Source organism: Vreelandella olivaria (assembly GCF_023507745.1).
Lineage (GTDB): Bacteria > Pseudomonadota > Gammaproteobacteria > Pseudomonadales > Halomonadaceae > Vreelandella > Vreelandella olivaria_A.
In genome coordinates, this window is sequence record NZ_JALPZO010000065.1 from 23,182 (window position 1) to 49,358 (window position 26,177).

General features: G+C 53.4%; 20 protein-coding genes and 1 pseudogene. 11 read left to right on the plus strand and 10 right to left on the minus strand.

Features of this window, described 5'->3' with window-relative positions; all coding sequences use genetic code 11:
• Positions 1-81: 81 nt before the first annotated feature.
• From eat to HP566_RS05075, 3 genes are all read right to left on the minus strand, one after another.
• A complete protein-coding gene (eat, locus tag HP566_RS05065; RefSeq protein WP_249976173.1) occupies positions 82-1,515 on the minus strand; it encodes an ethanolamine permease in 1,434 nt (477 codons plus the stop codon).
• Positions 1,516-1,690: 175 nt separating this feature from the next.
• Complete coding sequence (gene eutC / locus HP566_RS05070; protein ID WP_249976174.1) at positions 1,691-2,554, minus strand: ethanolamine ammonia-lyase subunit EutC; 864 nt, start codon at positions 2,552-2,554, stop codon at positions 1,691-1,693.
• Positions 2,547-3,962 (minus strand): ethanolamine ammonia-lyase subunit EutB, encoded by a 1,416-nt coding sequence (locus tag HP566_RS05075; RefSeq protein WP_249976175.1) that lies wholly within the window; start codon positions 3,960-3,962, stop codon positions 2,547-2,549. The genes eutC and HP566_RS05075 overlap by 8 nt, the downstream gene beginning before the upstream one ends.
• Before the next feature lie 212 nt (positions 3,963-4,174).
• Here HP566_RS05075 and HP566_RS05080 point away from each other — a divergent pair, with 212 nt between their 5' ends.
• Positions 4,175-5,134, plus strand: coding sequence for a helix-turn-helix domain-containing protein (locus HP566_RS05080; protein WP_249976176.1), 960 nt, complete (start codon positions 4,175-4,177; stop codon positions 5,132-5,134).
• On the opposite strand, the gene HP566_RS05085 is transcribed toward HP566_RS05080, so the two are convergent.
• On the minus strand, positions 5,127-7,934 hold the full coding sequence (locus tag HP566_RS05085) for a bifunctional diguanylate cyclase/phosphodiesterase (protein ID WP_249976177.1): 2,808 nt from the start codon (positions 7,932-7,934) through the stop codon (positions 5,127-5,129). The genes HP566_RS05080 and HP566_RS05085 overlap by 8 nt on opposite strands.
• A gap of 645 nt (positions 7,935-8,579) precedes the next feature.
• Here HP566_RS05085 and HP566_RS05090 point away from each other — a divergent pair.
• Positions 8,580-8,942, plus strand: coding sequence for a helix-turn-helix domain-containing protein (locus tag HP566_RS05090; RefSeq protein WP_249976178.1), 363 nt, complete (start codon positions 8,580-8,582; stop codon positions 8,940-8,942).
• A 198-nt stretch (positions 8,943-9,140) separates the two neighbouring features.
• Positions 9,141-9,755, plus strand: coding sequence for a class I SAM-dependent methyltransferase (locus HP566_RS05095; protein ID WP_249976179.1), 615 nt, complete (start codon positions 9,141-9,143; stop codon positions 9,753-9,755).
• A gap of 71 nt (positions 9,756-9,826) precedes the next feature.
• On the opposite strand, the gene HP566_RS05100 is transcribed toward HP566_RS05095, so the two are convergent.
• Entirely contained in the window at positions 9,827-10,729 is a 903-nt protein-coding gene (locus HP566_RS05100) for a LysR family transcriptional regulator (RefSeq protein ID WP_249976180.1), read from the minus strand.
• Positions 10,730-10,927: 198 nt separating this feature from the next.
• On the opposite strand from HP566_RS05100, the gene HP566_RS05105 reads away from it, so the two are divergent.
• The 6 genes and pseudogenes from HP566_RS05105 to HP566_RS05130 form a co-directional block, all read left to right on the plus strand.
• A complete protein-coding gene (locus tag HP566_RS05105) occupies positions 10,928-12,526 on the plus strand; it encodes an ABC transporter substrate-binding protein (RefSeq protein WP_249976181.1) in 1,599 nt (532 codons plus the stop codon).
• A gap of 75 nt (positions 12,527-12,601) precedes the next feature.
• On the plus strand, positions 12,602-13,543 hold the full coding sequence (locus HP566_RS05110) for an ABC transporter permease (RefSeq protein WP_249976182.1): 942 nt from the start codon (positions 12,602-12,604) through the stop codon (positions 13,541-13,543).
• Entirely contained in the window at positions 13,543-14,433 is an 891-nt protein-coding gene (locus tag HP566_RS05115) for an ABC transporter permease (RefSeq protein WP_249976183.1), read from the plus strand. The genes HP566_RS05110 and HP566_RS05115 overlap by 1 nt, the downstream gene beginning before the upstream one ends.
• Positions 14,433-16,079: an ABC transporter ATP-binding protein gene (locus tag HP566_RS05120; RefSeq protein WP_249976184.1), complete on the plus strand. Its 1,647-nt coding sequence runs from the start codon at positions 14,433-14,435 to the stop codon at positions 16,077-16,079. The genes HP566_RS05115 and HP566_RS05120 overlap by 1 nt, the downstream gene beginning before the upstream one ends.
• Before the next feature lie 25 nt (positions 16,080-16,104).
• Positions 16,105-17,592, plus strand: a complete 1,488-nt coding sequence (locus tag HP566_RS05125) for an amidase (RefSeq protein WP_249976185.1) — start codon at positions 16,105-16,107, stop codon at positions 17,590-17,592.
• Between the two features lie 146 nt (positions 17,593-17,738).
• Positions 17,739-18,351, plus strand: a pseudogene (locus tag HP566_RS05130) (GTP-binding protein); the annotation flags it as partial.
• Positions 18,352-18,397: 46 nt separating this feature from the next.
• On the opposite strand, the gene HP566_RS05135 reads toward HP566_RS05130, so the two are convergent.
• Positions 18,398-19,354, minus strand: a complete 957-nt coding sequence (locus HP566_RS05135) for a LysR substrate-binding domain-containing protein (RefSeq protein ID WP_249976186.1) — start codon at positions 19,352-19,354, stop codon at positions 18,398-18,400.
• Positions 19,355-19,512: 158 nt separating this feature from the next.
• Between HP566_RS05135 and HP566_RS05140 the strand changes: the two genes are divergently transcribed.
• Positions 19,513-20,694, plus strand: a complete 1,182-nt coding sequence (locus HP566_RS05140) for a M20 aminoacylase family protein (RefSeq protein WP_249976187.1) — start codon at positions 19,513-19,515, stop codon at positions 20,692-20,694.
• A gap of 56 nt (positions 20,695-20,750) precedes the next feature.
• Positions 20,751-22,265: an AbgT family transporter gene (locus tag HP566_RS05145; protein ID WP_249976188.1), complete on the plus strand. Its 1,515-nt coding sequence runs from the start codon at positions 20,751-20,753 to the stop codon at positions 22,263-22,265.
• Between the two features lie 7 nt (positions 22,266-22,272).
• On the opposite strand, the gene HP566_RS05150 is transcribed toward HP566_RS05145, so the two are convergent.
• Genes HP566_RS05150 through HP566_RS05165 form a run of 4 tightly spaced genes read right to left on the minus strand, consistent with a single transcriptional unit; the run spans position 22,273 to position 26,162 of the window.
• Entirely contained in the window at positions 22,273-24,285 is a 2,013-nt protein-coding gene (locus HP566_RS05150; RefSeq protein ID WP_249976189.1) for a RecQ family ATP-dependent DNA helicase, read from the minus strand.
• A gap of 30 nt (positions 24,286-24,315) precedes the next feature.
• Positions 24,316-24,534: a DUF1653 domain-containing protein gene (locus tag HP566_RS05155; RefSeq protein ID WP_249976190.1), complete on the minus strand. Its 219-nt coding sequence runs from the start codon at positions 24,532-24,534 to the stop codon at positions 24,316-24,318.
• Positions 24,531-25,343, minus strand: a complete 813-nt coding sequence (gene tcdA, locus HP566_RS05160; protein WP_249976191.1) for a tRNA cyclic N6-threonylcarbamoyladenosine(37) synthase TcdA — start codon at positions 25,341-25,343, stop codon at positions 24,531-24,533. Before tcdA ends, HP566_RS05155 begins: the two co-directional genes overlap by 4 nt.
• A gap of 45 nt (positions 25,344-25,388) precedes the next feature.
• Entirely contained in the window at positions 25,389-26,162 is a 774-nt protein-coding gene (locus HP566_RS05165; RefSeq protein WP_249976192.1) for a pseudouridine synthase, read from the minus strand.
• Positions 26,163-26,177: the final 15 nt, after the last annotated feature.

Genomic DNA, 26,177 nt, shown 5'->3' on the forward strand with positions numbered 1-26,177 from the left:
GACGACCTTAGTGGAGAGAAGTCACCAAAACGCCCCTGGCGGTATAGCACCAGAGGCGTACGTGGTTGGCTATTACAGCAGCTAGCCCTTGATAGCTACCGGGACAAGTTCAGCCTCATCCAGCTCTTCAGGAGTTGTGATGACCAGCGCAAACTCCTCCTCGGCGGTTTTCGCCACCAGCTTGTTTTTGCTGTACAGGAAGTAGTACGCCGCACCGGCAATAAACAACATAATGGTGTAGTTAAACGCACGGGGGTCGAACGCATAAACCCCGGTGAGTGCTACCAGTGCCAGCACCAGGGCAATACTGGAGGTAACGATACCCCCTGGCGTTTTATAGGGGCGCGGTAAGTCCGGGCGCTTCAAACGTAGCATGATGTGGCTAAATGCCATCAACGCGTAGGAGAGTGTGGCACCCACTACCGCCATGCCAAGTATCAGGTCGCCTTCACCACTTAACGACACTAAAAAACCAAACACACCCGGTACGACCAGTGCCAGGTAGGGCACCTTGCGTTCGCTGGTGAGTGACAGTTGTTTTGGCAGGTAACCTGCCCGGGAAAGTGCAAACACTAAACGGCTATAGCCGTAGATAATAGAGAAGAAAGAGGCAATCAGCCCTACCAGCCCCAGTACATTCACCAGTGTTGCCAACGTTGGATTACCGGCCACGTTAAGCGCATCCACCAGCGGCACACCGCTCTGCCCAATCATTTCAGCGCCCGCCGCACCGGCCAGCAGTACCACCACCAGGAGTGCAGTGAATAATAGAAACAGCATGGCAGCAATAATGCCTTTGGGCATATCCCGTGCCGGGTCTTTGGACTCTTCGGCCGCCAGCGGCACACCCTCCACCGCCAGAAACAGCCACATGCCAAACGGCAGCGCTGCCCAGATACCGTACCAGCCATAGGGCATAAACGTGCTTGCGCCAGCCGCATCGGTGGGCGCGATATCAAATAAATTAGCCGAATCAAAATCACCAATCAGTGCGACAGCAGTTGCCAGAATCGCAAATACCGCGAGACCACTGATCACCATCATCACCTTGAGAGCTTCCCCCACCCCTGCCAGATGAATGCCAATAAAAACAGCGTAGAACAGCAGATAAACCAGCGGTCCGTTAATTCCCAGCAACGCTTCCACCGCTGAGCCAATAAAAATCACGATGGCAGCAGGTGCAAGCGCATATTCAATCAGTACCGCCAGCCCGGTCAGATACCCTCCCGTAGGCCCTATCGCCTGGCGGGCAAAGCTATAACCTCCCCCCGCGGCAGGAATAGCTGCCGACATTTCCGCCAGCGAAAGCACCAGCGCAAAGTACATCACCGCCATTAGGCAGGCGGCAATAACAAACCCGCCCCAGCCCGCTTCGGCGATACCAAAGTTCCAGCCGGCAAAATCACCGGAAATCACGTAAGAAACCCCAAGCCCCGCCAACAGCATCCAGCCAGCAGTGCCCTTACGCAGCTGGCGCTTGGCCAGGTACGCTTGATCAACAGAAGGTTGTGTCATCGTCTTGCCCTTTTCAGTGAGGAACTCAATCAACGTCAGCGGCGTGCTGAATAGCGGTGCAGATCCTCTGTTGTTCTTTGGTCATTGCTCTTTGGTCATTGTTGTATGCCCGTTGTTGTCAAAACACCGTGCCAGGGTGTTGCGGTATGAACCGCCGTATTGGTTAAAGTGTTGGTTAATCAGCCACCAGAAAGTTACGCGTAGAGCCACTCCCACCAGACTCCCCTTCCAGGACGCTATCCTCGCTACGATCTTTCAGTTGAACCCCCGACAACCTGCGCTGGCGAGCCTCTTTTAATAGCAGCATCAGCCGCCGGGCGGCCTCTTCTGATGACAGCCCTGCCGGGCGTACATTGGAAATACAGTTGCGACGGTCATCTTTTAAGCCCGGTTCAGGCGCCCAGGTCATATACAGTCCCAGGCTGTCCGGGGAACTCAGCCCAGGTCGCTCGCCTATCATTACCAGCACTGCATCGGCGTTCAGCAAGTCACCCACTTCATCGCCAACCGCAACCCGGCCCTGCTCCACAATGGTGAGTGGAGCAAGTCGCCACACGTCTTCACTGTCTGACTGATCCTGTTGAATGGCGTGGTAAAGCGCGGCAAGGAAAGGTGCACTGTTCTGTTGTACGGCACGGGCTGACAACCCATCTACAATGACAACAGCCAAATCAAAACGCTGGCCATCCATAGCTGCTGTCTGAAGCCGCGCTCTGGAATCATCATTCAGGCGGCGCCCATAGTCGGGGCGTTGCAGGTACATAGCACGATCCAGGGCATGGCTGTGCAAACGCAGGGGCGGGACGGTAAGGCTAAGCGTGTTGGTTAACTGACTGGCTAATGCATCGCTATCAAGTGGGCAGTGCACCGCATCCTGGGCCTGGGCATGGGCCAGTTGAAAAGCAAGCAACTGCCTGGTGGGCAGGCTAACGCCTGCCCGCCCCAGCCCAATCCGGGCATCGGTAAACGCCTGTAGCCGCTCCCAGGGGTTCTCTACCACAAACGGGACTTGCGCTTCATTTGCACCAGTATCAGGCATCCCGGGAGCCCCCTCTGGGCAGATGGCGCAGGCTGTTGGCAAACGCAGCGGGAAGCTGGTCGTTAAGCTGGCAGGCACCCACATCCTGAAAAATCTGCACCTGCTCAAGCCACCTCTCAAACTCTGGCGCCGCTTTCAGGCCAAGCACTCGCCGGGCATACAGCGCATCGTGAAAAGAGGTGGTTTGATAGTTGAGCATGATGTCGTCAGAGCCGGGAATACCCATCACGAAGTTGCATCCAGCAACCCCCAGCAGGGTAAGCAGATTATCCATATCGTTCTGATCGGCTTCTGCGTGATTGGTGTAGCACACGTCACAGCCCATGGGCACACCCAGCAGCTTGCCGCAGAAGTGATCCTCCAGCCCCGCACGAATGATCTCTTTACCGTCGTACAAATATTCAGGGCCGATAAACCCCACCACTGTGTTAACCAGCAAAGGAGAAAACTTGCGTGCCACGGCATAAGCACGGGCTTCACAGGTTTGCTGGTCAAGGCCGTGGTGAGCATCCGCAGACAACGAACTGCCCTGGCCGGTTTCGAAATACATCACGTTGCGGCCTACAGTGCCACGATTGAGCGTTTGTGCAGCAGCTTCCGCCTCAGCCAGAATACTTAAATCGAACCCAAAACTACGGTTGGTGGCTTCCGTACCGCCGATGGATTGAAACACCAGGTCCACCGGTGCCCCTTTCTCTATCGCTTCCAGGGTATTGGTCACGTGAGTCAGTACGCAGGACTGGGTGGGAATCTGATATTTCTGAATCACGTCGTCCATCAGCCGCATTAATTTAATGCTTTGGGCGACGTTATCCGTGGCAGGATTAATACCAATCACTGCATCTCCGCTGCCATATAGCAAACCATCCAAAATACTGGCGGCAATACCGGTAACATCGTCGGTAGGATGATTGGGCTGCAAACGCGTAGACATTCTGCCCGACAAACCAATGGTATTACGGAAGGCCGTCGTCACCTGACACTTCCTGGCAACCAGTATCAGATCCTGGTTGCGCATTAGCTTACTGACAGCAGCCGCCATTTCAGGGGTAATTCCATCCCGTGCGGCGGCCAGCGCCTCGCTGGTGGCATGGTCAGAAAGCAGCCAATTACGGAAGTCGCCGACGGTTAAGTGTTTCAGCGGAGCAAAGGCACGGGCATCATGTTCATCGATAATCAGCCGGGTTATTTCATCCTGCTCATAGGGAATCAGCGCCTCATTCAAAAACGTGCTGAGCGGTAACTCCGCCAGTACCATCTGGGCCACCACACGCTCTTCTGCCGTGTCGGCAATGACACCGGCCAAACGATCACCGGAACGGGCAGGCGTGGCTTTCGCCATCAATTCCGCCAAGCCTTCAAAGCGGTAACGACGGCTACCCACCGTGGTGTGATAGGTCTGCGCCATGGGCTTTCCTTTTATTACCTGTTCACTGTTCATCGGCACGGTATGTGCATGGAGGAACAAAATTTGCTTGTTTTCACAATAGCGCTATCACTTAACGGGGGGTATCAAGTTTTGGCAAACCTGATTAATCGCCAAAAAATACAGTGAATACAATAAATTAAAAAACACAACGGGGCACAGTCGTACTGCCACTACCCCCCCAGGAGTTTCCTATGACCTTGATGAGCCCAAGCGGCGCACCAAAAAAGTGCACACAAGAGGCATTTGATGCTGATGAACACGCTCAAAACCTAACCCGCTGGCAGCAGCAGTACGACCAGCTAAGTGCTGGCCGCTTTTATGGACGACTGGATGAAATAGAGCTGCCTGACATGCAGGTCTTCAAAGAACATACGGGGCAGGCGCTGCGCCAAGACTGCCGGGTATGGCCCGACTCCCTGTGGCTGGGTATCCCCACACAGCCGCTGAGGGCGAAGATCAATGGTCAAACGCTGGACGAACAAGAGGTGATGTGTCGGCCCGGTGGCCATGACTTCGAGCTGGTAACACCGGAGGTGTTCGATATTTATGGCCTGGTGATCTGCCTACCGGCTTTACAGGCTGCCGCCCAGCGTCAGGGCTTACAACTGGATGAGGAGTGGTGCGGTTCTCCACGGCGACGGGCAGACCACGCAACCCTGAACGCGATGTCATTCTTACTGGAGAGACTGCTTACCAGCCAGCAAGGTGCCATTGCCGAAAAACTGCATCAGGATATTCTGCTGATGGGCTTGCTTGAACTGCTTAACGCCAAGCAACCCAACAGGGAACAACTACCGCCCAGCTATGCCCACCGTAAAGAAGTGGTGGATCGGGTAAAGCGCTATGTGGATGAGCATCTTGACGGGCCAGTGACCATGGAGGAGCTTTGTGAGCTTACTCATGTGAGCAGACGTACACTACAGTACAGCTTCACCACCATTTTAGGCATTAGCCCCCTACAGTTTCTGCGTCTCACACGGCTTAACCGAGTGCGCCGCGCCCTGCGTACCGCTGAACCACCCCAAACGGTCACCGATATTGCAACGTACTGGGGCTTTTGGCATTTAGGACAATTTGCCCATGATTACAAGCAGCAGTTTGGTGAATGCCCATCACAAACACTGCATCGGCCTGCCAGCATCACTATATAAGCCAGCGCTCTGCGAACTGATCAGCCGCTAAAGGACGGTCGAAATAGTAGCCCTGGCCCTGTGTACACCCCATTGTTAATAGCGATTCTACCTGCGCCTTACTCTCAATACCTTCAGCAATGGTTTCAAGCCCAAGGGTGTTTGCCATGGCAATAATAGTGGCCACAATAGTGTGGTCGTTGTCGCTGATCAGCATATCGCGAATAAAGGAAATGTCGATTTTGATTTTATCGGCAGCAAAACGCTTTAAATAGGAAAGCGACGAATACCCGGTACCGAAATCATCAATCGCCAATCCCAAACCATAGCCTTTCAGTACCTCTGTCATGGCAATCGCCTTCTCGGGATTATCCATAATGCCACTTTCCGTTATTTCCAGGCTAAGCGCAGCGGGACTGATACCATAAGTGTTACAATTTGTTAGCAATATATTGACTAAGTCACCATCTTCAAACTGATCTGCGGCAATATTGATGGCTAACTGTCCGGGCAGCTGCATGCCTCTTTTTCTCCATTGGGCAAGCTGCCTACAGGAGTTTTCAATAACACATTTACCCAGCGCAGCAATCATACCTCGCTCTTCAGCTATCGGAATAAATTGCAGGGGGGATACATCACCCAATTCGTCATCACGCCAACGGCATAATGCTTCAGCGCCAATGATTTTTCCGCTACGCATATCAATTTGCGGTTGAAAGTTTAACGTCAGGGTATTGTCGGCAATGGCGATCGCCAAACGTTTTGCAATATGTAACTTTTCCGATACTTCCTGTTCCATCCAATACTCAAACGTGCGAATGGCAAGTTTCTGGCGCTTCGCCTGATACATGGCGATATCGGCATACTTGAGTAGCTCTTGTGAGGAACAGGCATGATGTGGATAAAGCGATATACCAATACTGACAGAGAGCTCTGAAGAGTGGTGTTCAATATTTATGGGAGCATTAAGGCTTTCACACAAGTGCTGCGCTGTATTTAGTGCATTGGCTGAGTCTTCGCCGTTACACACTACAATAAACTCATCGCCTCCCAAGCGGGCCAGATAATCGCCCTCCTTTAACACTTTTGAAAAGCGACCCGCCACTTCTTTTAGCACCAAATCGCCCAAATCATGCCCGGCTGTATCATTAATTTCTTTAAAATGATTAAGGTCTAATAATAGTAATGCAAGCGGAGTTGCCGGGTACTCAGATACTTTTCGCTCAATATAATGCATAAAGTCAGCGCGGTTAGGCAGCAGCGTTCCTTCATCACGAAATGCCAGTTGACGTATCCGCGCTTCATTTTCTTTTCGCTCAAGTTCCGATGCAGCACGAACGGCAAATATCTGTAGCACGGTACTCACTATCTGGGTATCAGTCAGTGGCGACCTGAACATAACGCCAATAATCCCTATGGGTTTACCATTGGCATCGTCCAGTCGCCGTCCCACATAAGCACTCACCCACTCCAGTGCCCCATTGGCTTCTACAGGTAACCGCACTCCCGCGCCATCGTGAACAATACACTCTTCTTCATACAGCACTTCCTGGCAGGGCACCCCTGCCAACCGGTAGCTGAACCCCTGTTGTTGACGCCCATCTACATAAAGCGACAGGATATTGGCGACCCCCGCATCGTCCTCATCCAACGTGGCTATAAAACCAACTTCAGCCGATAGCGCATCCGCCATATGGGCGGTTAACTGAGTTAGAAAGGCTTCACCATGCTGTGCAGATACGGCGGTTGCCACCTGGGTGACCGCATGCTGAATGCGTTGCTCGGTCTGCCTTCGCCTCACACTATCAAGACCAAAAGCAATATCGTCCGCCAGCTCACTTACCAGGCGCAGCTCTTTATTAGTTACTTCAGGTTCATCAGTCTGATAAAAACTAAGCACTCCAAAAGCAGTACCACGATATATTAATGGCAAGGCAATTAATGTTTTCACACCTAACGTTAATAGTGCTGCCTTGAGGCTTGGTGCTATAGCATCAGTCCCATATTCACTTATCACTATCGGGGCACGACTTTCTAACGCTTGTTTAGCCATATCGCGGCTATAGCTGGTAATCAGCAATTGTTTCGGGCTAAACCATACAGGAACCTCCCCTTGCAGGTCAGCTGTCGCCTGGTCAACCCAGCAGAGTGGCTGTGCAGAGTTCTCCACAACACCGCTCACCCATGCAGCCGAATAGCCGCCTACCTCCACGAGGATATGGCAGGCCGCCTGTAGTAGAGATGCCTCTCTGCGGGCATGTATCAACGCCTCGTTACCCCGACTAATCAAACGCAATGCCCGCTGCTCACTCAAGATTCGTTCCTGTGCCTGCGCTCCCATCACTTGCCGTGACAGCTCAAACCCCGCCAAAGAGGAGGCAATTTTCAGCACTTCATTCGTGTGTAACGGTGGCGATAAGGGAGAGGAGTGGATGAGTGCAATGATGCCCTGGCAATTGCCCTCAGCATCAACCATTGCTACACCTAGATACCCTTCTGCAGACAACAACTCGAGCAGTGGGTCATTGGGGAACTGTGCCCTCACCTGTGAGGGCACATACAGGCGGGCCTGACGGTACACTTGCTCACATGCTGTCCCTTGAAGTGCACAAGGTAACGGCTCCAGCCACTCTCCTGACGTACTCATTGCCAATGGAGTAGCAGCGCCTAGTTGAGTATCAATACTGACAACCAATACGTGGTCAACGTGTAGCAGCGTTGCAAGAGAGTGCGCCAAATGATGAAAGAATCCATCTTTACTAGCACTCGACAACCGATCCGCAAGTTGTCGAAAAATTTCTGGTGCAGTGGTGGGAGACATGATATTAAGCGCCTTCGGATTTGATGGGTAAGCCACGCTTGCAAGCCAAAAGCTTTGACCAAAGCCGAATTGACCGCTGTGTGATCATCCCTGAGCCATACAGTGATAGCCTCTGCTACGACAGTGTCAGTACTTCACCGAACACCCTTTTAACTCTTTAACCGTCACCTACCCTTACCCGTCATGTGTAAGGCCATGCTTTGCCTGCTATTTAATACACTAAGTGCTGTACCGGCACTTAGTGTTGATAGAAGGAAACACCATTCATGAGGCACTGTTAAGTTACCAGCAGAAGAAAATTTAAAATTTTCTAGTTAAAAGCAACCTCACCACCTAAAGCCAAAGTTTCAGGAGTGCATGCCCTACATTTCCGTATATAGAAAACTTTAAATTTTATCGCCCCCCTGATTCGGGAGCATATGCATAGGCATCATTTCCTCTAAATACTCAACTAACAGCCCTCTAATTATTTTAAATGACCAAATTAAATAATATTAATCACCATAATTGCGCTTTCATGAAGCTGATTCGAAAAAAAGCATCTGCCCGCACTCATTATCAACCTTTCAAGGCGATATTCAACCCAAACAGTCCTTCATGTCAATAGGTCGTTCCCCAACCATTCAGGTCTATATGGAGGATATTGTGAACAAAATTGAACAGAAACGGCTTGCTAGCAACATAGGCCGAGCCATCGCCAAGCAGCGTATACGCAGCCAGTTGACACAGGAAGAGGTTGCCGAACGCCTGGGGGTAGGCAATGAAGCCGTTTCTAGAATTGAGCGAGGTCGGGTTATTCCGAACATCGTGCGCTTATTAGAATTAGCCGAGGTGTTCAATTGCGAAGCAGCAGAATTATTAGGCCAAGCAAGTCTGCATGTAGATGACCAAACCAATCGAATCAAAGCACTATTAGCCCCTTTAAAGCAAAATGATCGGCAATTAATACTCGACGTTATTGAAAGCCTGGCCTCTCGTCTTCAACAGGACAAAACACCTGAAGAGTAAATCGGCTTGGATACTCTCTGCCCAACCTACATCCATGAATTTTGTCGCACAGCTATATCCCTGTATTTTCCCAGTGTACCGCAATCGGCAGTGTTGCCACCTGCCATGCACACCAACACCACACAGGTATTGGTCGTATTATGGCGTTCGTGCTATAGATATCTGCAGAGCTGCCTGCACCGCCCACACTGAGGCTTTATGCTGAACACTACCGTTTGGAACCGGATACGCTATACCGTTTATGCGCCGATTTACGACATGTTGGCGAACCGTGCGTTTCGAAAACCACGGAGAGTAGCGCTGGGTCACGTAGATTGGGAGCCCGGTATGCGCGTTCTACTGGTGGGAGCGGGTACTGGGTTGGATCTTCCCTTTATACCCCGTGAGCTGGAAATTCATCTTACCGATATTACCCCGGCCATGGTCAAGCGAGCCAGTGAGCGGGCGGAAAAGCATCAACGGGATGTGGTCTGCCGTGTTATGGACGCAGCATCGCTCGACTACCCTGACGAGCATTTTGATGTTGTCGTCATGCACTTGATTCTGGCTGTGATGCCTTGTCCTGCCCAGGGCTTGTCAGAAGCACACAGGGTGCTAAAGCCCGGCGGCCAACTCAGTGTTATGGATAAATTTCAGCCGGACACGCAGCCCGCAGGTATCGGCCGACGAGCATTGAATGTCCTTACATCGTTTATAGCGACAGACATCACCCGCCAGGTCACCCCTCTTCTTCAACAGGCTGGCTTTCATATTCGCCATGATGAACCGGTACTTATGAATGGCCTCTTTCGCGCATTGCTGGCCGCCAAATGAAAAACTGCACTGAATGCTGCCTCCCAGCACCACCGTCTTTGCAGAACCCAGTCACTGACTACTACTCTTTCTTACTCTAGCGCTAAACATAAGTCACCAATAAAGTCAGCGACCCCTTTGGGCAGAGTACGCCCTGCCAATGTTTGTACCTCAATAGTCCGACCACTCATTTCCCGATCCCGAATAGGCAGGGAAACCAGTTGCACACCATCACTCAAATGGCGCACAGATACATCGCCAATTAGCGTTATCCCCCCTTTACAGGCAGCAAAATGCACCAAGGTGGTGACATGGTTGCTGACCAGCACAGGCTCTATTAACAGCCCCTGCCTGCTGCAGCTCACATTAAACAGCTGACGTATGGTGGTATTTTCCGTAGGTAGCGCCAGCGAACAGTGGCTGAGCTGGGCCAGTGACACCTGCTTCTTCGATGCCAATGGATGGGTGGCACTCATCACCGCATGGATAGGCGCCATGATGCGCTTTTCCACCTTAATGTTTTTCGCCGGAGACGGTGAAATCGTTAAGCCAATATCGGCCATACCTTCTGTTATGCGCTGTGTTACATCTGTTGAGGATGTAACGGTCAGATCAAAATGCACACCTTGATGCTTTTCACGATACCCGCTAATCACATGGGGTAATAAATAACCTGCAAGCCCCTCAATACTGGCAATCCGTACCGTTCCACGCTGTATGCCTTCCAGTCCGGTTATTTCTTCAATCACTCTTGCTGCATCTAAACGAGCCTTTCTTGCATGGGCTGCCAACAGTTCTCCCGAGGGGCTCAGACGCATACCTGTCGGGTGTCGCTCAAACAACTGGCTACCTAATTCGGCTTCCAGTCGGGCAATTTGGCGGCTAACGGCAGAAGGAGCAACATGTAGCCTGGCTGACGCTTTATTAATCGATCCCTGCCGTACTATTTCTAAAAAATAGCGCAACGCTGAGTCGATAAGCAGCCGATCATTCATGCAATTTCTCCGTGTTTGATCCGGGCCTTGTATTGCCTAAAAAGCAATACCGCATTCGAAAAATACATCTAACGTGATGATTCCAGCCAGCGCTAGTATCAGGTGAAGTAACGCTTCAAAGCACAACGCTGACCCCGTGTACGAATGGCATAACGACTCACGATGCACCCTCACTTTCCTGGACGGAGATAGACATTGATGAAACCAACCAGCTTACGCCGTTTTAAGGGCTTTGCTTTACTCTCTACCCTCAGTGTTGGGGCGCTTACATTTGCAGCCACTGCGCAGGCAGATACAACGGTTCATGCAGTGATGCACTCAGCGTTACGTGCCTTAGACCCGGTTTCAAGCAGTGCTACGATTGCGCGCAATCATGGCTATATGATTTATGACACGCTGATTGGCATTGATGCAGAATTTAACCCTCAGCCACAAATGGCGGAGTGGGAGGTTTCTGACGATGGCCTGACCTACACCTTTACGTTGCGTGACGGCTTAACGTGGCACGACGGTACCCCAGTGACCCCGGCAGATTGCATTGCCTCTCTGGAGCGCTGGGCGGCGTATGACGCGGGTGGCAAGCTGATCATGGATAACACAGCAAGCTTAACCGCCCTGGATGACAAACGCTTTGCCCTGACACTTGCCACTCCACTAGGCGATCTCATTGGGCTGCTTTCCAAGCCGTCGGCAATACCAGCCTTTATGATGCCCGAGGACGTCGCCTCGACAGCCCCAGGACAGCCGCTTCCCAACCAGATTGGCTCAGGTCCCTTTACGTTTGCTGCCGATGAGTTTCAGCCTGGTGTCAGGGTTATCTACGAGCGTTTTGACGCCTATGAACCTCGCTCCGAGCCACCTTCAGGCACAGCAGGTAGCAAGGAAGTGTATGTGGATCGCGTGGTATGGGTACACATGCCGGATGTACAAACCACCGTTAACGCCATTAATAGCGGTGACATTGATTTCATTGAGCGCACCCCCTTTGACCTTTTACCGTTGTTAGAGGGCAACCCCGATATTACGACCGATGTGCTTGACCCTCTGGGGATGTTGACCGTGGCGCGCATGAATTTCCTGCACCCGCCCTTTGATGACGCCCGGATTAGGCGTGCCGCGCTCTTGGCGATGAACCAGCAGGATGTGCTGTCGGCCCTGGTGGGAGACCCACGCTATTACCAAACCTGTGCCTCTATCTTTGGATGCAATACCGCGCTTGCTACTGAGTCAGGCGGAGAGTCACTCACCTCGGGGGGCAATCTTGACGAGGCCCGGGCGCTACTTGAAGAGGCGGGCTATGACCAAACGCCCATTGTTCTATTACAGCCTTCTGATGTTGCCACCCTGGCGCCCCAGCCGGTCGTCGCTGCCCAGGCATTACGTAGAGCGGGCTTCAATGTCGAGCTAAGGCAGATGGACTGGCAGACGCTGGTGAGTCAGCGTGCCAACCGTAACACCCCCAGCGAGGGTGGCTGGAACATGATGTTTACCAATTTTGGAGTAGATAGCATCTGGTCACCCACCATCAACCTGCTGTTGATCTCTACGGGAGAAGAAGGTGGCTGGTTTGGCTGGCCGACTGATCCGGAGATGGAGCAGTTGCGTACGGATTATGCCTTTGCAGAGTCGGAAGAGCAGCGTAAGGCCATGGCTGAGGCAATCCAGGAACACGCCATGGAACAGACGACGTTTATCCCTTTGGGCCAATTTCAAAATGTTACCGCCTGGCGTAATGAGCTAAGCGATGTGGTTGAGGGCCCCGTCCCTGTTTTTTGGGGTATGCAGAAAAACAACTAACGAGCAGTCGCCTCTGCCCACCGATGGTGGGCAGAGGGTATGACCGAGTGATATCCACAGACCGAGGTCAACACCATGTTTAGCTACTTTATTCGACGGCTGCTGATGGCTATTCCCGTGATGCTGGTAGTGGCTCTTGCCATTTTCCTGCTGCTACGACTTTCTCCCGGAGACCCAGCGGTCATCATTGCCGGGGATATGGCCAGCCCCGAGCAGGTTGCGAGCATTCGCGCTGCCCTAGGGCTGGATCAACCAATTTATACCCAATTCTTTATTTGGATCGGCAATATGCTGCAAGGGGATTTTGGCACCTCGCTGATTTCCCAAACCTCTGCCATGACGATGATTACCCAGCGCCTGGAACCCACCATTAGTCTGGCAATTGCTGCGATTGTCTTCACCGTTCTGATTTCAGTGCCGTTAGGCGTTATCGCTGCCTGGAGGCAGGGCAGTTGGATCGACAACCTGGTGATGTCGGTTTCGGTTGTGGGGTTCTCGGTACCGGTTTTCGTGATTGGCTATCTTGTCATACAGGTTTTTGCCATTGAACTGGGCTGGCTGCCCGTCCAGGGCTACCGCAGCCTGGAAGATGGATTTGGCGAGTTTGCCCGTCGCCTGGTGTTGCCTGCCCTGACATTATCGTCGGTTTATATCGCGCTTATAGCCCGTATGACCCGCGCCAGCATGCTGGAAGTGTTAAAGGAGGATTATATCCGTACCGCTCGAGCCAAAGGGCTAGGGCAGCGGTTGATACTGTTTCGCCACGCATTACGCAACGCAGCTGTCCCCATTCTTACCGTGATTGGCACTGGGTTTGCGCTGATGGTGTCTGGTGTTGTGGTCACCGAGAGCGTCTTCAATATACCGGGGCTTGGGCGCTTGATTATTGATGCAGTGCTTGCACGCGATTACCCGGTTATCCAGGCCATTATTCTGCTTACGGCGGGTTTGTACGTGGTTATCAACTTACTGATCGACCTCTCCTACGCTGTGACTGATCCCAGGATTCGCTACTAATGCACACACCTAGTCAACCCCAGGTGCTGCCTGCCCGCTACCGTCTGCATGGAGTGATCAGCAGGCTACTAAGGGTTCGCCCCCGCACTACCACGCTGATAGCGGGCACCGTACTGGCCCTGATTGTACTGATCGCCCTGTTTGCCCCTCTCATTGCACCTTATGACCCAACCGAACTCTCCCCCGCCAGCCGGTTGCAAGCCATGAGTGCAGAGCACTGGCTGGGTACCGATGCCTACGGGCGGGATCTATTTTCCAGGGTGGTTTATGGCGCCCGTATTTCGCTTGCCGTTGGCCTGGGGGTAGCGCTCCTTACCCTGCTGATAGGCCTGCCTCTTGGGCTTATCGCAGGTTACTTTCGCGCCGTTGATGCAATCCTGATGCGTTTTATGGATGGCTTGATGGCCATTCCCGGCATTCTTGCGGCTATTGCCATTGTCTCACTGACCTCCGCCAACCTATGGGTTTTGATGGTGGCGATTACCGTGCCTGAAATACCACAGATTGTGCGTCTGGTGCGCTCCCAGGTGCTGGCAACCCGAGAAGAGGCATTTGTCGAAGCAGCCATACTGATGAGCACGCCCACCCGCACCATTCTCTGGCGACACCTGATGCCCAATACCTTCGCACCGCTGATTGTGCAGTGCACCTATGTCTGTGCCGCCGCCATTCTCACCGAATCCACCCTGTCGTTTCTTGGCGTGGGCCTCAGCTCCGAAACGCCCACCTGGGGCAACATCATGTCGGATGGACGCATCTACTTCCAACTACAACCATCGCTTATTTTCTGGGCGGGTCTGGTGCTCTCACTGTGCATTCTATCGATCAATTTATTGGGCGATGCCGCCCGCGATGCACTTGATCCTGCCATGAAGCGGAGGGAGAGCTAATGACGACTGACACACCTGTACTCAGCGTTGATGGTTTGGTTGTTGAAACCACGGATACGTCTCCCAAACAGATCCTCAAAGGGGTCTCTTTCGAGATTGATGCTGGCGAAACACTCTGCCTGGTGGGAGAAAGTGGCTCTGGTAAATCGGTTTCATCGCTGACCACCATGGGGCTCCTGCCACATAACAACTTGAGGGCGGTAAGCGGACATATACGGCTTGATGGCGAAGACCTGCTGCATGCCACCCCCAAACGCTTGAGCCAGCTTCGTGGCAGCCGCATGGCCATGATTTTCCAGGAACCCATGACGGCATTGAACCCGGTACTAACCGTTGGTAAACAGCTTGACGAAGTGTTGGCCTGCCATACAAACGCGCCTTCCACTCAGCGCCGGGCACGGGTTCATGAGGCCCTTGAACACGTCCACCTGCCTGATATCCAACGTATTTATGCCAGCTTTCCTCATCAGCTATCAGGAGGACAGCGCCAGCGCATCATGATTGCCATGGCTCTCTTGCTGAAACCACGCCTGCTGATTGCTGATGAGCCGACCACCGCACTGGATGTCACGACACAGCATCAAATTCTCAAACTGATTCGTGAGCTGCAGCAGAAATATGGCACCGCCGTACTGTTTATTACCCATGACATGGGTGTCGTGGTGGATATTGCAGACCGGGTTTGCGTAATGAACAACGGAGCTATTGTTGAACAGGGGCCAGTACGCGACGTACTCAGCGCCCCTAAAGAAGCCTACACACACCGTTTGTTAACCGCCGTGCCCAGCTTAACACCCAGGTCTCCCCGCCCTGAGCAGAGCCTCAAACGGGTGCTTGATGTATATGAACTTGCAAAAGAGTATGCCCCACCACGTCACTTATTCAGTTGGCTGCATCGTACCCATACAGGTACCCGGGCTGTCAATAACGTCAGCTTCCAGTTACTTGAAGGGCGAACACTGGGCATTGTCGGCGAGTCAGGATCAGGTAAATCCACGCTGGCACGCTGCGTGATGCGCCTGATCAGCCCTACCGGCGGCACTGTGCGTGTCAGTGGACAGGATATTGCCGATTTAAGCCCCCGTAGCCTTAAACCGCACCGGGGTCGCATCCAAATGGTCTTTCAAGACCCTTACCGCTCCTTAAACCCACGTTTATCCATTGGCCAGAGCCTGATTGAAGGGCCGATAAATTATGGTAAACCACGCCGTGCTGCACTGGCCCAGGCAAGAGAGCTCCTTGAACTTGTTGGGTTACCCAGCGATGCGATTGGGCGTTTTCCTCATCAGTTTTCCGGTGGGCAGCGGCAGCGCATCGCCATCGCCCGTGCACTCGCCATGGAGCCTGATGTCATCGTTGCTGACGAGGCGGTATCGGCGCTGGATGTATCAGTACAAGCACAAGTATTAGCTCTACTGAACGATATTCAACAGCGATTGGGGGTTGCGGTGCTGTTTATCACCCACGACTTGCGCGTTGCGGCGCAAATTTGTGATGACGTGCTGGTGATGCAACATGGTCAGGTGGTGGAGTATGGGCCGACACAGCAGGTGTTAGGCAACCCACAGGCCGCCTATACCCGCCAGCTCATTGATGTAGCACCAGGCCGTTCATGGAACTTCGCGTCGTTCGCCCCCGCCAGCTAATCACCCTTTTGATACGGATATGTATATGAATGCTTGTGACCTGAGTGCCGTTGAAGCACGTCGCCTGATGGCCTCTAAACAACTATCGGCCATGGAACTGACCGAAAGCTGTATTGAACGTACTGTAGCCGTAAACCCTGCGGTTAATGCCCTGGTGGCACAGAGTTTCGACGCCATGCGCAACGCCGCCCACAAGGCTCAACTCGCCATCGATAATGGTGAGATGTTAGGTACACTACACGGCCTGCCGCTATGCGTAAAAGATATGGTGGATGTAACCGGGTTACCGACGACGTTTGGCAGCCGGATTTACGCCGACAATATAGCCAAAGATGATGACCCCATGGTCGCGCAACTACGCAACGAGGGCGCTGTCATCATGGGCAAAACCAATAATCCCGAGTGGAGTGCCGGTGGTAATACACGCAATGCGGTGTATGGGGCCACTGCCAACCCGTTTGATCTTACCCGCTCGGCAGCCGGTTCCTCAGGGGGCTCTGCGGTAGCCCTTGCCTGCGGCATGGCCCCTTTGGCGACCGGATCGGATACCGGAGGCAGCTTGCGCAGCCCGGCTGCGTTTTGTGGCGTGGTGGGGTTTCGCCCAACCCCAGGTGTTGTGCCGGGTCATAGCCGGCCGCTAGGCTGGTCGCCCATGTCCCTGAATGGTCCGATGGCCCGCACTGTGGATGATGTGGCGCTGATGCTATCAGCCATGATACGCCCTGATCGCCGCGACCCATGGGTTCCCGTTATCGATGATCAGCCAGCGTACCATCCAGCCCCCTTCCGTCAGCTACCAGCTTATGACCTCTGTAGTGCCCGCGTGGCATATACAACAGATTTTGGCTTCGCCATGACGGAGCAGTTGATTGCCAATAGTTTCAACGACAAAGTAAAGCGTTTTGGTCATGTCTTCGGGCAGTGGGACTCGACACACCCGAACTGCCTGCATGCGGACGAGACATTTGCCATCCTTCGCGCGCTTAGCTTCTCGGGACTTCATCGAGAGCTTTTGCAGCTGCATCCAGATCAAGTCGGTCCTAATGTGCGTGACAATGTGCACGAAGGCGATAAGTACTCAGCCCTTGATGTTGTGCGAGCACTTACTAACCAGACAATGCTATATCGCCACTGGCAGGATTTTTTTGAGCAGTATGACTTCCTGCTGGCGCCTACCACCACCATAAGCCCACGTGACTGGCACGAACTATACCCCACTGCCATTGATGGCAAACCAACCCAAAGTTACTACCACTGGCTTTCCATGGCCTATGCATCAACCCTTGCAGGCCACCCATCCATCACGCTACCTGCCGGACGAGACCATCACGGCCTCCCCTTTGGCCTGCAGATTATTGGCCGACGAGGCAGCGACCTCAAAACACTAGCCTTTGCCCGTGAGTTGGAAACCCTGTTTATGGGAGACAGCGAACTGGAGCGCCCACGCGTCAGCCTGGATTACCTCACCACCGCCAAACCGCTTAGCCAGGCGGAAGGTTTTATGGGATTCTAAACACACACTGGAAAAGAACAACACGCCAGAGGGCCAACGCAGGTAGATTCACCATGCCCCAGGCCTGACAATTACACGGTCAGTTCACATTGGGGCATGCTGGCTACAACGGCATGCCCCAATGTGAATCACAACAATACTTTGCAGAATTGGAGTCACTGAAAGCCATTCTGCGCTCACTCAACTCTGAGGCGGAGCCAGTACCGATTAAGCAGGGCGGTGTACCGCTGGAGAAGGTACTGAATACCGGCAAGTTCAACTTTGAACGCGCCCAACAGGTGCCCGGCTGGCGGAAAGAGCTGCGCGGTAAACATACCCCGGAAACCGAAGAGTACGGTATTGGTAGCTTTGCTTACAACGCCCGCCGCCCCTTTCACCCACAGAAGTTTCACGATCTGCTTAATGTCGGCTGGTTTGGCAAAGGCTATTACGTTCAAAAGGCTTTTCTGGCTTGCCACCCGCCCACGCTATACAGGCCAATGGAGCCAGGCAGGCGGCATTGCCCATCACGGGCTGGCAGGCGTGTTCTGGAAAACGATCCCGGAAGCGAACTGGCCTGAGGATCCTGAGTACCGTCAATTCATTAAAGATAAGTGGCAGGAGCCATTCGGCGATATGCGCCAGGAATTGGTATTTATCGGCCAGAACCTGAATCAGAACAGAATGCGCGAAGCACTGAATGCCTGCTTATTGAGCAACACTGAACTGCTGGAAGGTATGGAAGCGTGGCGACATTTTCCTGCCCCCTTCCCTGCCTAGGAGTAATGAGATTCGGGAATAGATAGGTGCATACAACATCATGCAGCTATGTCGCCATATCCTGCCAGCCATGTGATGTGTAGCCGAACTCCTTGAGGCTTTCGAAAATTTTATGCTCGACTAAATTAATCAGCTCAGCATTGATGTTATTAATGGCGGGATCGAGATTCTTTTCCAGTGGCAAAATAATTTGAAAGTCATAACTCATCTCAAACGCGAGCGGGCGCACCATCACGCCCGCTCGCTTTGCATCACAGGCCGATACAGCATTTAAAACCGACAGACCAGTGCCGTTCGCCACTAGCCGTATCGCCATTTCACTTAACGACACTGTCCATATTTTTTGAGGTGAAACCGCATGCTGCGTGAGCAGCTGGGCGATCAGGTTGCGGCTTTGCTCCTTGGGCTCTCCACAAATCAGCGTTTCATTCGCAAAATCTTCAATGTTGATAAATGCTTTCGCTTCCAGCGGATGCCCTGGCGGAATAAGGCACATACCAGGCAGAGAGTAATGAAAGCTCTGGTAACGTGGATCGATTCGAGAATCACTGGTAATGCCAAAATCAAAGCGCTGAGCCACCATCTCATCCGGTATTTGACTGGATCGGTAGGAGTAGAGACTGATTTCGAGGTCGGGGAACTGCCTGGCAAGCAGCGTAGCGGCATCTGGCACCAGGCTCACGGAAAAAGAAGGCATGCTAACCACCCTTAACTGGCCTGCCGCTCTCTCTTTCAGGCGCTCAGCAAACTGACGCAAATGATGTAAACCAATATAAACCCGCTCCACCTCGTCATAAAACAGCGTTCCACGCCGAGTCGGTAACAGCCGGTTATTGTGGCGCTCGAACAGATCAAACCCGAGCCGCGCCTCCAACTGTTTTATCAAACGGCTAATCGCCGGTTGAGAAATCAACATCTTATTGGCTGCTTCCGTAGCACTACTGGTTTTCATGATCCACATGAACGCTTCTATCTGGCTGTCTGTAAATCCGCGATAAGCCATAACATTCTGTTATCCACCGATAAGTAAAAATCAATATAACTGCCTAAAACTGCCAGTATACAGTTAAAGGCAGCCGAAAATTGTTTCCCACCACCAAGAGCATAAGATTTAGCTATAGCTTAAATGCTATCTCGTTCAGGTAAATGTAAAGGCTTCCCATGATCAATGAAATTGCTAGTCACAATGCACAGTTCACTGCCTGGCGGCATGATATTCACCAGCACCCTGAATTGGGTTTTGAAGAACAGCGTACCGCTAGATTAGTGGCCGATAAGCTGACAGAGTGGGGGTTTGACGAAGTTCACACCGGCATCGCTAAAACTGGGGTCGTCGGTGTTCTACGCGGTAAAACGTCTTCCTCTCGCGCCATAGGTCTCCGCGCCGACATGGATGCCCTCGCCATGACTGAAAACAACCAATTCGGTCATGCGTCTCTTAACCAGGGAAAAATGCACGGCTGTGGGCACGATGGTCACACCACAATGCTGCTCGCCGCTGCATGGTACCTAGCTAAACATCGCGACTTTTCCGGCACCGTACACTTTATTTTCCAGCCCGCCGAAGAAGGCCTGGGTGGCGCCAAGGTCATGGTTGATGAAGGTTTGTTTGACCGTTTTCCCTGTGACCGTATCTACGGCATACACAATATGCCAGGTATTCCTCAAGGTGAATTCTGGCTTCGCGATGGCGCGCTGCTCGCCAGTTCAGACCGTTTCACCATTGAAGTCCACGGTAAGGGCGGCCATGCAGCAATGCCCCAACACGCCATTGATCCTATGCTGATCGTGAGCGCAATTATCAGCGGCGCGCAATCAATCGTCAGCCGCAATACCTCCCCGCTAGACGCCGCCGTACTCTCATTCACCGATCTGCACGCTGGCTCCGGCACGTTCAACGTCATTCCAGACAAAGCCACCATGATGGGCTGCATTCGCTCCTTTAATGATACCGTCCGCGAGCATACGATTCAGCGACTGAAACAGCTCGTTGAAAGTACCGCGCAAGCCTATGGCGCTGCCGCAACACTCGCCTTTCGCCCCGGCAGCTACCCCGCCACGGTTAACGATCCACAAGCCGCCCAATTGGCTGCCGACGTTGCAAGAGAAGTGGTAGGCGATGCGAAAGTGAACACTGACTGTTTACCACTTTCTGGCAGCGAAGACTTCTCCTTCATGCTGCAGGCCGTACCAGGTTGCTATGTGCTGTTGGGCAATGGCATAGAAGGCGAAACGGGCGGTGTGAGTGTTCACAACCCCAGTTATGACTTCAACGACAACATAATCCCGGTGGGTGCCTCTTATTTTGTACAGCTAATTAAGCGCGAACTCCCCGCTAAGTAAACACTTCGAAACACCACACTTTAAGAAACAGCATCCAGGCATAAACGGAGAACAAAATGGAAGCGTGCAAACCCTCCCCCCCCGGTGGCAACACCGGAATAATGCATCGTATTGCGCGAATAGCCGATGCATTGCCCCACCCCTTCATTATGTTTTTTATACTGTTCCTCGTAACACTTGGCTTATCAGCATTGATGAGCGAGTGGGTCGAGCCTGTCCGCCATCCAGCTACCAACGAGTTCGTTCAGGTGCGTTCATTGCTTAGCTGGGATGGCTTAACCTTTATGGTGACCGGTGCTGTTACTAACTTTACGAGTTTCCGCCCACTAGGGCTGGTGCTGGTGATGGTCTTAGCACTGGGTTTGATTCAGAAAACGGGGCTTGCCGACGCGACCATCCGGCGCATGTTAAGCAACGTGGCGCCACGCCTGATTACACCAGCGGTAGTCATCACGTCCATCATCAGTAATCTGGTATCGGATGCGGCGATTTTCCTTATTCCACCGTTGGCCGCCATCATGTTCAAAACCGTTGGCCGTAATCCAATTGCCGGCATTATTGTGGCGTTCATAGCCGTTTTTGCCGGGTTTAGCGCCAACTTTTTTATTGCCGGAACGGACCTGCTGATTTCCGGCATATCGACGGAAGTCGTTCAAAGTGTTCGTCCCGGCTATGAGGTCAGTGTGGTATCCAACTGGTTCTTTATGTGTGCCTCGGTGCCGCTTATTACCTTGATCATCACGGTGATGAATGACAAGTACGTCGAGCCCACCCTGGCTCGCTTTAAGGACCAAGGTGCCGATCAAAACAACAACCAAGGCATACAGTTAACAGACCAGGAACGGCGGGCACTGCGTTTCACCGGCCTGGCAGCTCTGGCCTATATTGCGGCCATCCTGCTGCTGATCCTTCCAGCAGGTTCTGGGCTGCGTAACGCCGAAGGCGGCCTAATCCCCTCCCCCTTTATGAGTGGTTTAGTGCCAATCATTGTTCTGTTTTTCAGTTTATGCGGCATTGTTTATGGCGTTTCGGTCGGCAAAATTAAACACGCCAGCGATGTGCCTCGCTTGATGGAAGAAGCGATGCGCGATATGTGCGGGTTTATTGTCATTGTCTTTATGGTGGCGCAGTTTATTGCCATTTTTAACTGGTCAAACCTGGCAATTGTCAGTGCCGTCAATGGTGCTGATTGGCTGTTGCAAATCAACATGCCCACGGCACTGGCTTTATTAAGCTTTATCCTGCTAGCTGCCGTTGTGAACCTGTTTCTTTACAGTGGCTCGGCTCAGTGGGCGCTGATGGCGCCGATCTCTCTACCCATGCTGATGCTGTTGGGTCTTGAACCGGAAGCCATCCAAGCCGCTTACCGTATCGCGGACTCATCGACCAATGTGATTTCGCCCATCAACCCTTATCTACCGTTAGTGCTGGCAGTCATTCATCTTTACAACAAGTCGTTTACCCTCGGCCACCTGCTAACTATCGCGATGCCGTATTCTCTGGCGATTCTAGCTGGCTGGAGCAGCCTTTTCTTTGTTTGGTTCTGGTTGGGGTTACCGTTCGGGCTTTAATCGGCCTTTAGTGTCCAAGCATCGCCTCCGCCCACTGGCGCACTTCAGGATAGGCGCGCTGCTCAAAGACCGCGAAGCCGTTAAGGTTGCGGGCTTTAAGAGGGGTGAAAATCGGCATGGTTAAGCCGCACAGGAAGTGCGCCAGCCGCTGTGCATTAGGCGGCTGGCCGAACTGTTCGGTGTGGCGCTCAATCAACGGCGTAGCGTAGCGGGTGAAGTCGTTATCCGATAGCGCAGGCTGCGGCGTTGCATCAGGCAGCCGCACCAGGTGGCCGTAACACACCGAGCAGTGCCCGCAGCGGCCCGGTTCGGTGTCGGATGGCGCATCTCGCGGTGCGCCAAAAGTGTTATCGCCAAAGTGCTCAGCCAATCGCCGTGTTAGGCAACTCTCCGATTCAAACAGCGCCAGCATCGAGTGCAGCCGCTCAATTTCGATACGTTCGCGATTGAGGCAGTCTTCATACAGCTGACTTGCCAACGCCTCGATGGCAAAATTCGGCTGACATATTTCATACACATCGGTCATGCGCTTGCCTTCCAGGGTCAGCCAGCCTTTATCCTGGAAGTACTCCAAAGCAGTGATAACCCGAGCGCGGGAGGCATCAATCTGCTGTGCTTGCCCCGCTCTGTGCAACCGCTCGAAATCCACCGCACCCCAGGTACGGGCAATCGGAATATTATCGACCAGCAGGCGTACAAAGGCCGCCCGTTCGCCTTCAAAGCGACTTATCAACGTATCTGGCTCAAGATGATAGCGCAGCCGATACTCGGCCAGGAAAGCAAAGCGGGGGGCGATAATGCCATGCAGTTCCAGCCGCACCAGCAGTGTTTTCAAAGGTAGCAGGCGGATATTGGTATCCCGGGAAAGCGTATTGAGCAGCACTTCCCACTGGCGGTCCGGCGTATTGGCGGCGGCTGCTATCTCTTCCAGCAAGCGAACAATGCCGCCATACTCAGGGGAATCGCCATATACGAAGTTTTCCAGCACTCGCAGGCCATCTCGTCCGGCGATGGTCAAACAGGTGGAAGGCAGGCCATCGCGACCAGCCCGGCCAATCTCCTGGCTGTAGTTCTCGATGGATTTGGGCAGGTCGAAGTGCACTACATTGCGGATATTGCCTTTATCGATACCCATGCCAAAGGCGATGGTGGCCACAATGCAAGGCGATTCGCCGCTCATAAACTGGCGCTGAATCTCATCACGCCGCAGGGAGTCCAGCCCCGCATGGTACGCCTGGGCAGCGATACCTTGGGCATTAAGGGCATTGGCGACCTGCTCAGCGGTGTTTTGGAGGGTGACATAAATAATCGTGGGCGCTTCACTGCCCGGCAGCATTTGCGGTTTGAGCCAGTCAATCAACTGCTGCTGGCGGTCTGCCAGTGCAGGCACCACCCGTAATTCCAGGTTAGGGCGGTAAAAGCCGGTGGTGACCACATGCTCAGGCGCAATGGCAAACTTCTCACACATATCGGTAATGACCGTCGGGGTGGCCGTGGCGGTGAGCAGCAGCACCTGAGGAATGGCGAAGTCACGCTGGTAGTCCGGCAGTTTGAGATAATCAGGGCGGAAGTTGTGGCCCCACTCTGACAGACAGTGAGCCTCATCGACCACTAATAGCGATATTCGAACCTGGCGAAGAAAGTGCCGAAAGCGCTCATTCTTTAAGCGCTCCACCGAGATCATCAGGATTTTCAGCTCACCGCTTTTCGCCCGCTCCATCACATCGCGCGTGGTATCGCGCTCCTGAGTGGAATCGATACTTGCTGCGGCAATACCTCGCTCTTTTAAAAATGCGAGCTGATCCTGCATCAGCGCCAACAGAGGCGACACCACCAGGGTTAAATGCGGCAAATGCAGCGCCGGAAGCTGATAGCAGAGCGATTTGCCCGCTCCGGTGGCAAAAATCGCTGCCGTGGAGTGGCCGTTTAAAACATTGGATACCACCGCCTGCTGACCACCGCGAAACTCATCAAAACCAAATACTGCTTTTAGCGTCTGCTGCGGTGAGATGGTGCCCATAGGAGCGCTCCTTATAAACGGAATACCGGCCTAAAATGCCTTCTCCAGCGCAAATCGCGGCTGGGTGTGCCCCTCTTTCGTGACCATTTCGGTAAACATCTCAAGGGGTCGTACCCATAGACCATAACCACCATACAGGGCGCGGTAAACCACCAGCGGCTCTTCGCTTTCGCTGTGTTGGGCGGTGCCGAGCACTTCGTAAAGATGACCTTTGTAGTGGCGGTAAATACCGGGAACGGGGGCTGTCATTCGGTCTCCTTTTCAGTGGCAGTTTTAGCGGCTTTTTTCGCCAAGCGCTCCAATACTTTTGAGGCGGCAACAAAACCAAAGGTGCCGGTCACAAAGGTGGCCGCCCCAAAACCGGAGGCACAATCCAGGCGTGTGGCCTCACCGCTGCCGGGCTTTTGCAGGCACACCTCGCCGTCGCTGCCGGGGTAGACCAACTGCTCATCGGAATAGACACACTCGACGGAAAAGCGCCGCTTGGGATTACGCGAGAAGCCATAGTCACGGCGCAGCCGTGAGCGCACTTTTGAGAGTAGCGGGTCATGCTCGGTGCGAGTGAGATCAGCCACCTGAATGCGCGTAGGGTCGGTTTGTCCGCCTGCTGCACCCGTCACGGTGATGGGGATTTTGCGCCGCTTGCACCAGGCAATCAGCGCAGCCTTGGCAATTACACTGTCGATGGCATCCACCACGTGGTCGGCATCGTCAGGTATGCGTTCAGCAAGATTGGAGGGAGTCACAAAAGCGCTGTCGGCGATTACCTCAAGCTCAGGGGCAATCAAGCGGCAGCGTTCGGCCAGCACCGCTACTTTAGGCTTGCCGATGGTGCTGTCCAGGGCATGCAATTGGCGGTTGACGTTGGAAACACAAACGTCATCCAGGTCAACCAGTGTCAGCTTGCCAATGCCCGAGCGAGCCAGTGCTTCCACCGCCCAGCTACCAACGCCTCCCACCCCCACCACGACCACATGGGCATGGCGAAACGCCTCGGCGGCCCGCTGGCCATACAGGCGGCGAATGCCGCCGAAGCGAAAGTCGTAATCCGAAGACATGGCAGGCTCTCTATCTAAATGCATATTGTCAGGGCTGAAACCGCGCTATCGCCCCTGCAGCGCAGTGGGCGATGAGATAGGTGGTGTGCGTACACTGTCCAGCGGTAGATGCCCCACCCACCCAAGCTGCTCAAACAGCGCTTTCATCGTTTCATCTAGCGCACAGCTTAACTGAATGCGCTTGTCGAACAGCGGATGATCAAACGCCAGATACGTTGCCGCCAGCAGCAGACGAGGGGCAGAAAGCTGCTCGGCAAAAAAGCGGTTGTGAACACTTTTACCGTGCTTGGCATCGCCAATAATCGGATAACCACGCCGGGAAAGGTGACGACGAATCTGATGCCGCCGCCCGGTCAATGGCCGCGCTTCCACCAGCGAGTACCGCGCCACTGGGTAACGGTCAACCTGCACAGGCAACTCCACACTATCCAGACGGCGAATATCCGTCATCGCAGGCATAGCGGGCATCTCGGCTTTGGGACGCGTGCCATCCTCCTCCCGTAATGGGTAGTCCAGGCGCTCTTGCTCAGGTGCTTTACCCCGTACCACTGCCAGATAGCGCTTTTCCACCTGACGTTCACTGAACGCTTCACTCAGCAACGCCGCCACTTCCGACGCCAGCCCAAACACCATGACGCCAGAGGTAGGCCGGTCTAACCGATGCACCGGATAGACTCGCCTGCCCATCTGGTCACGCAGGCGCTGGAGTAAAAATTCCGTTTCTCCACGCGCCAGCGCTGAACGGTGCACTAACAGCCCGGAGGGCTTATGCACCGCAACAAGGTGCTCATCCTGATAAAGGATGTTCAGTGGCAACATAGCACTCCCGATAAC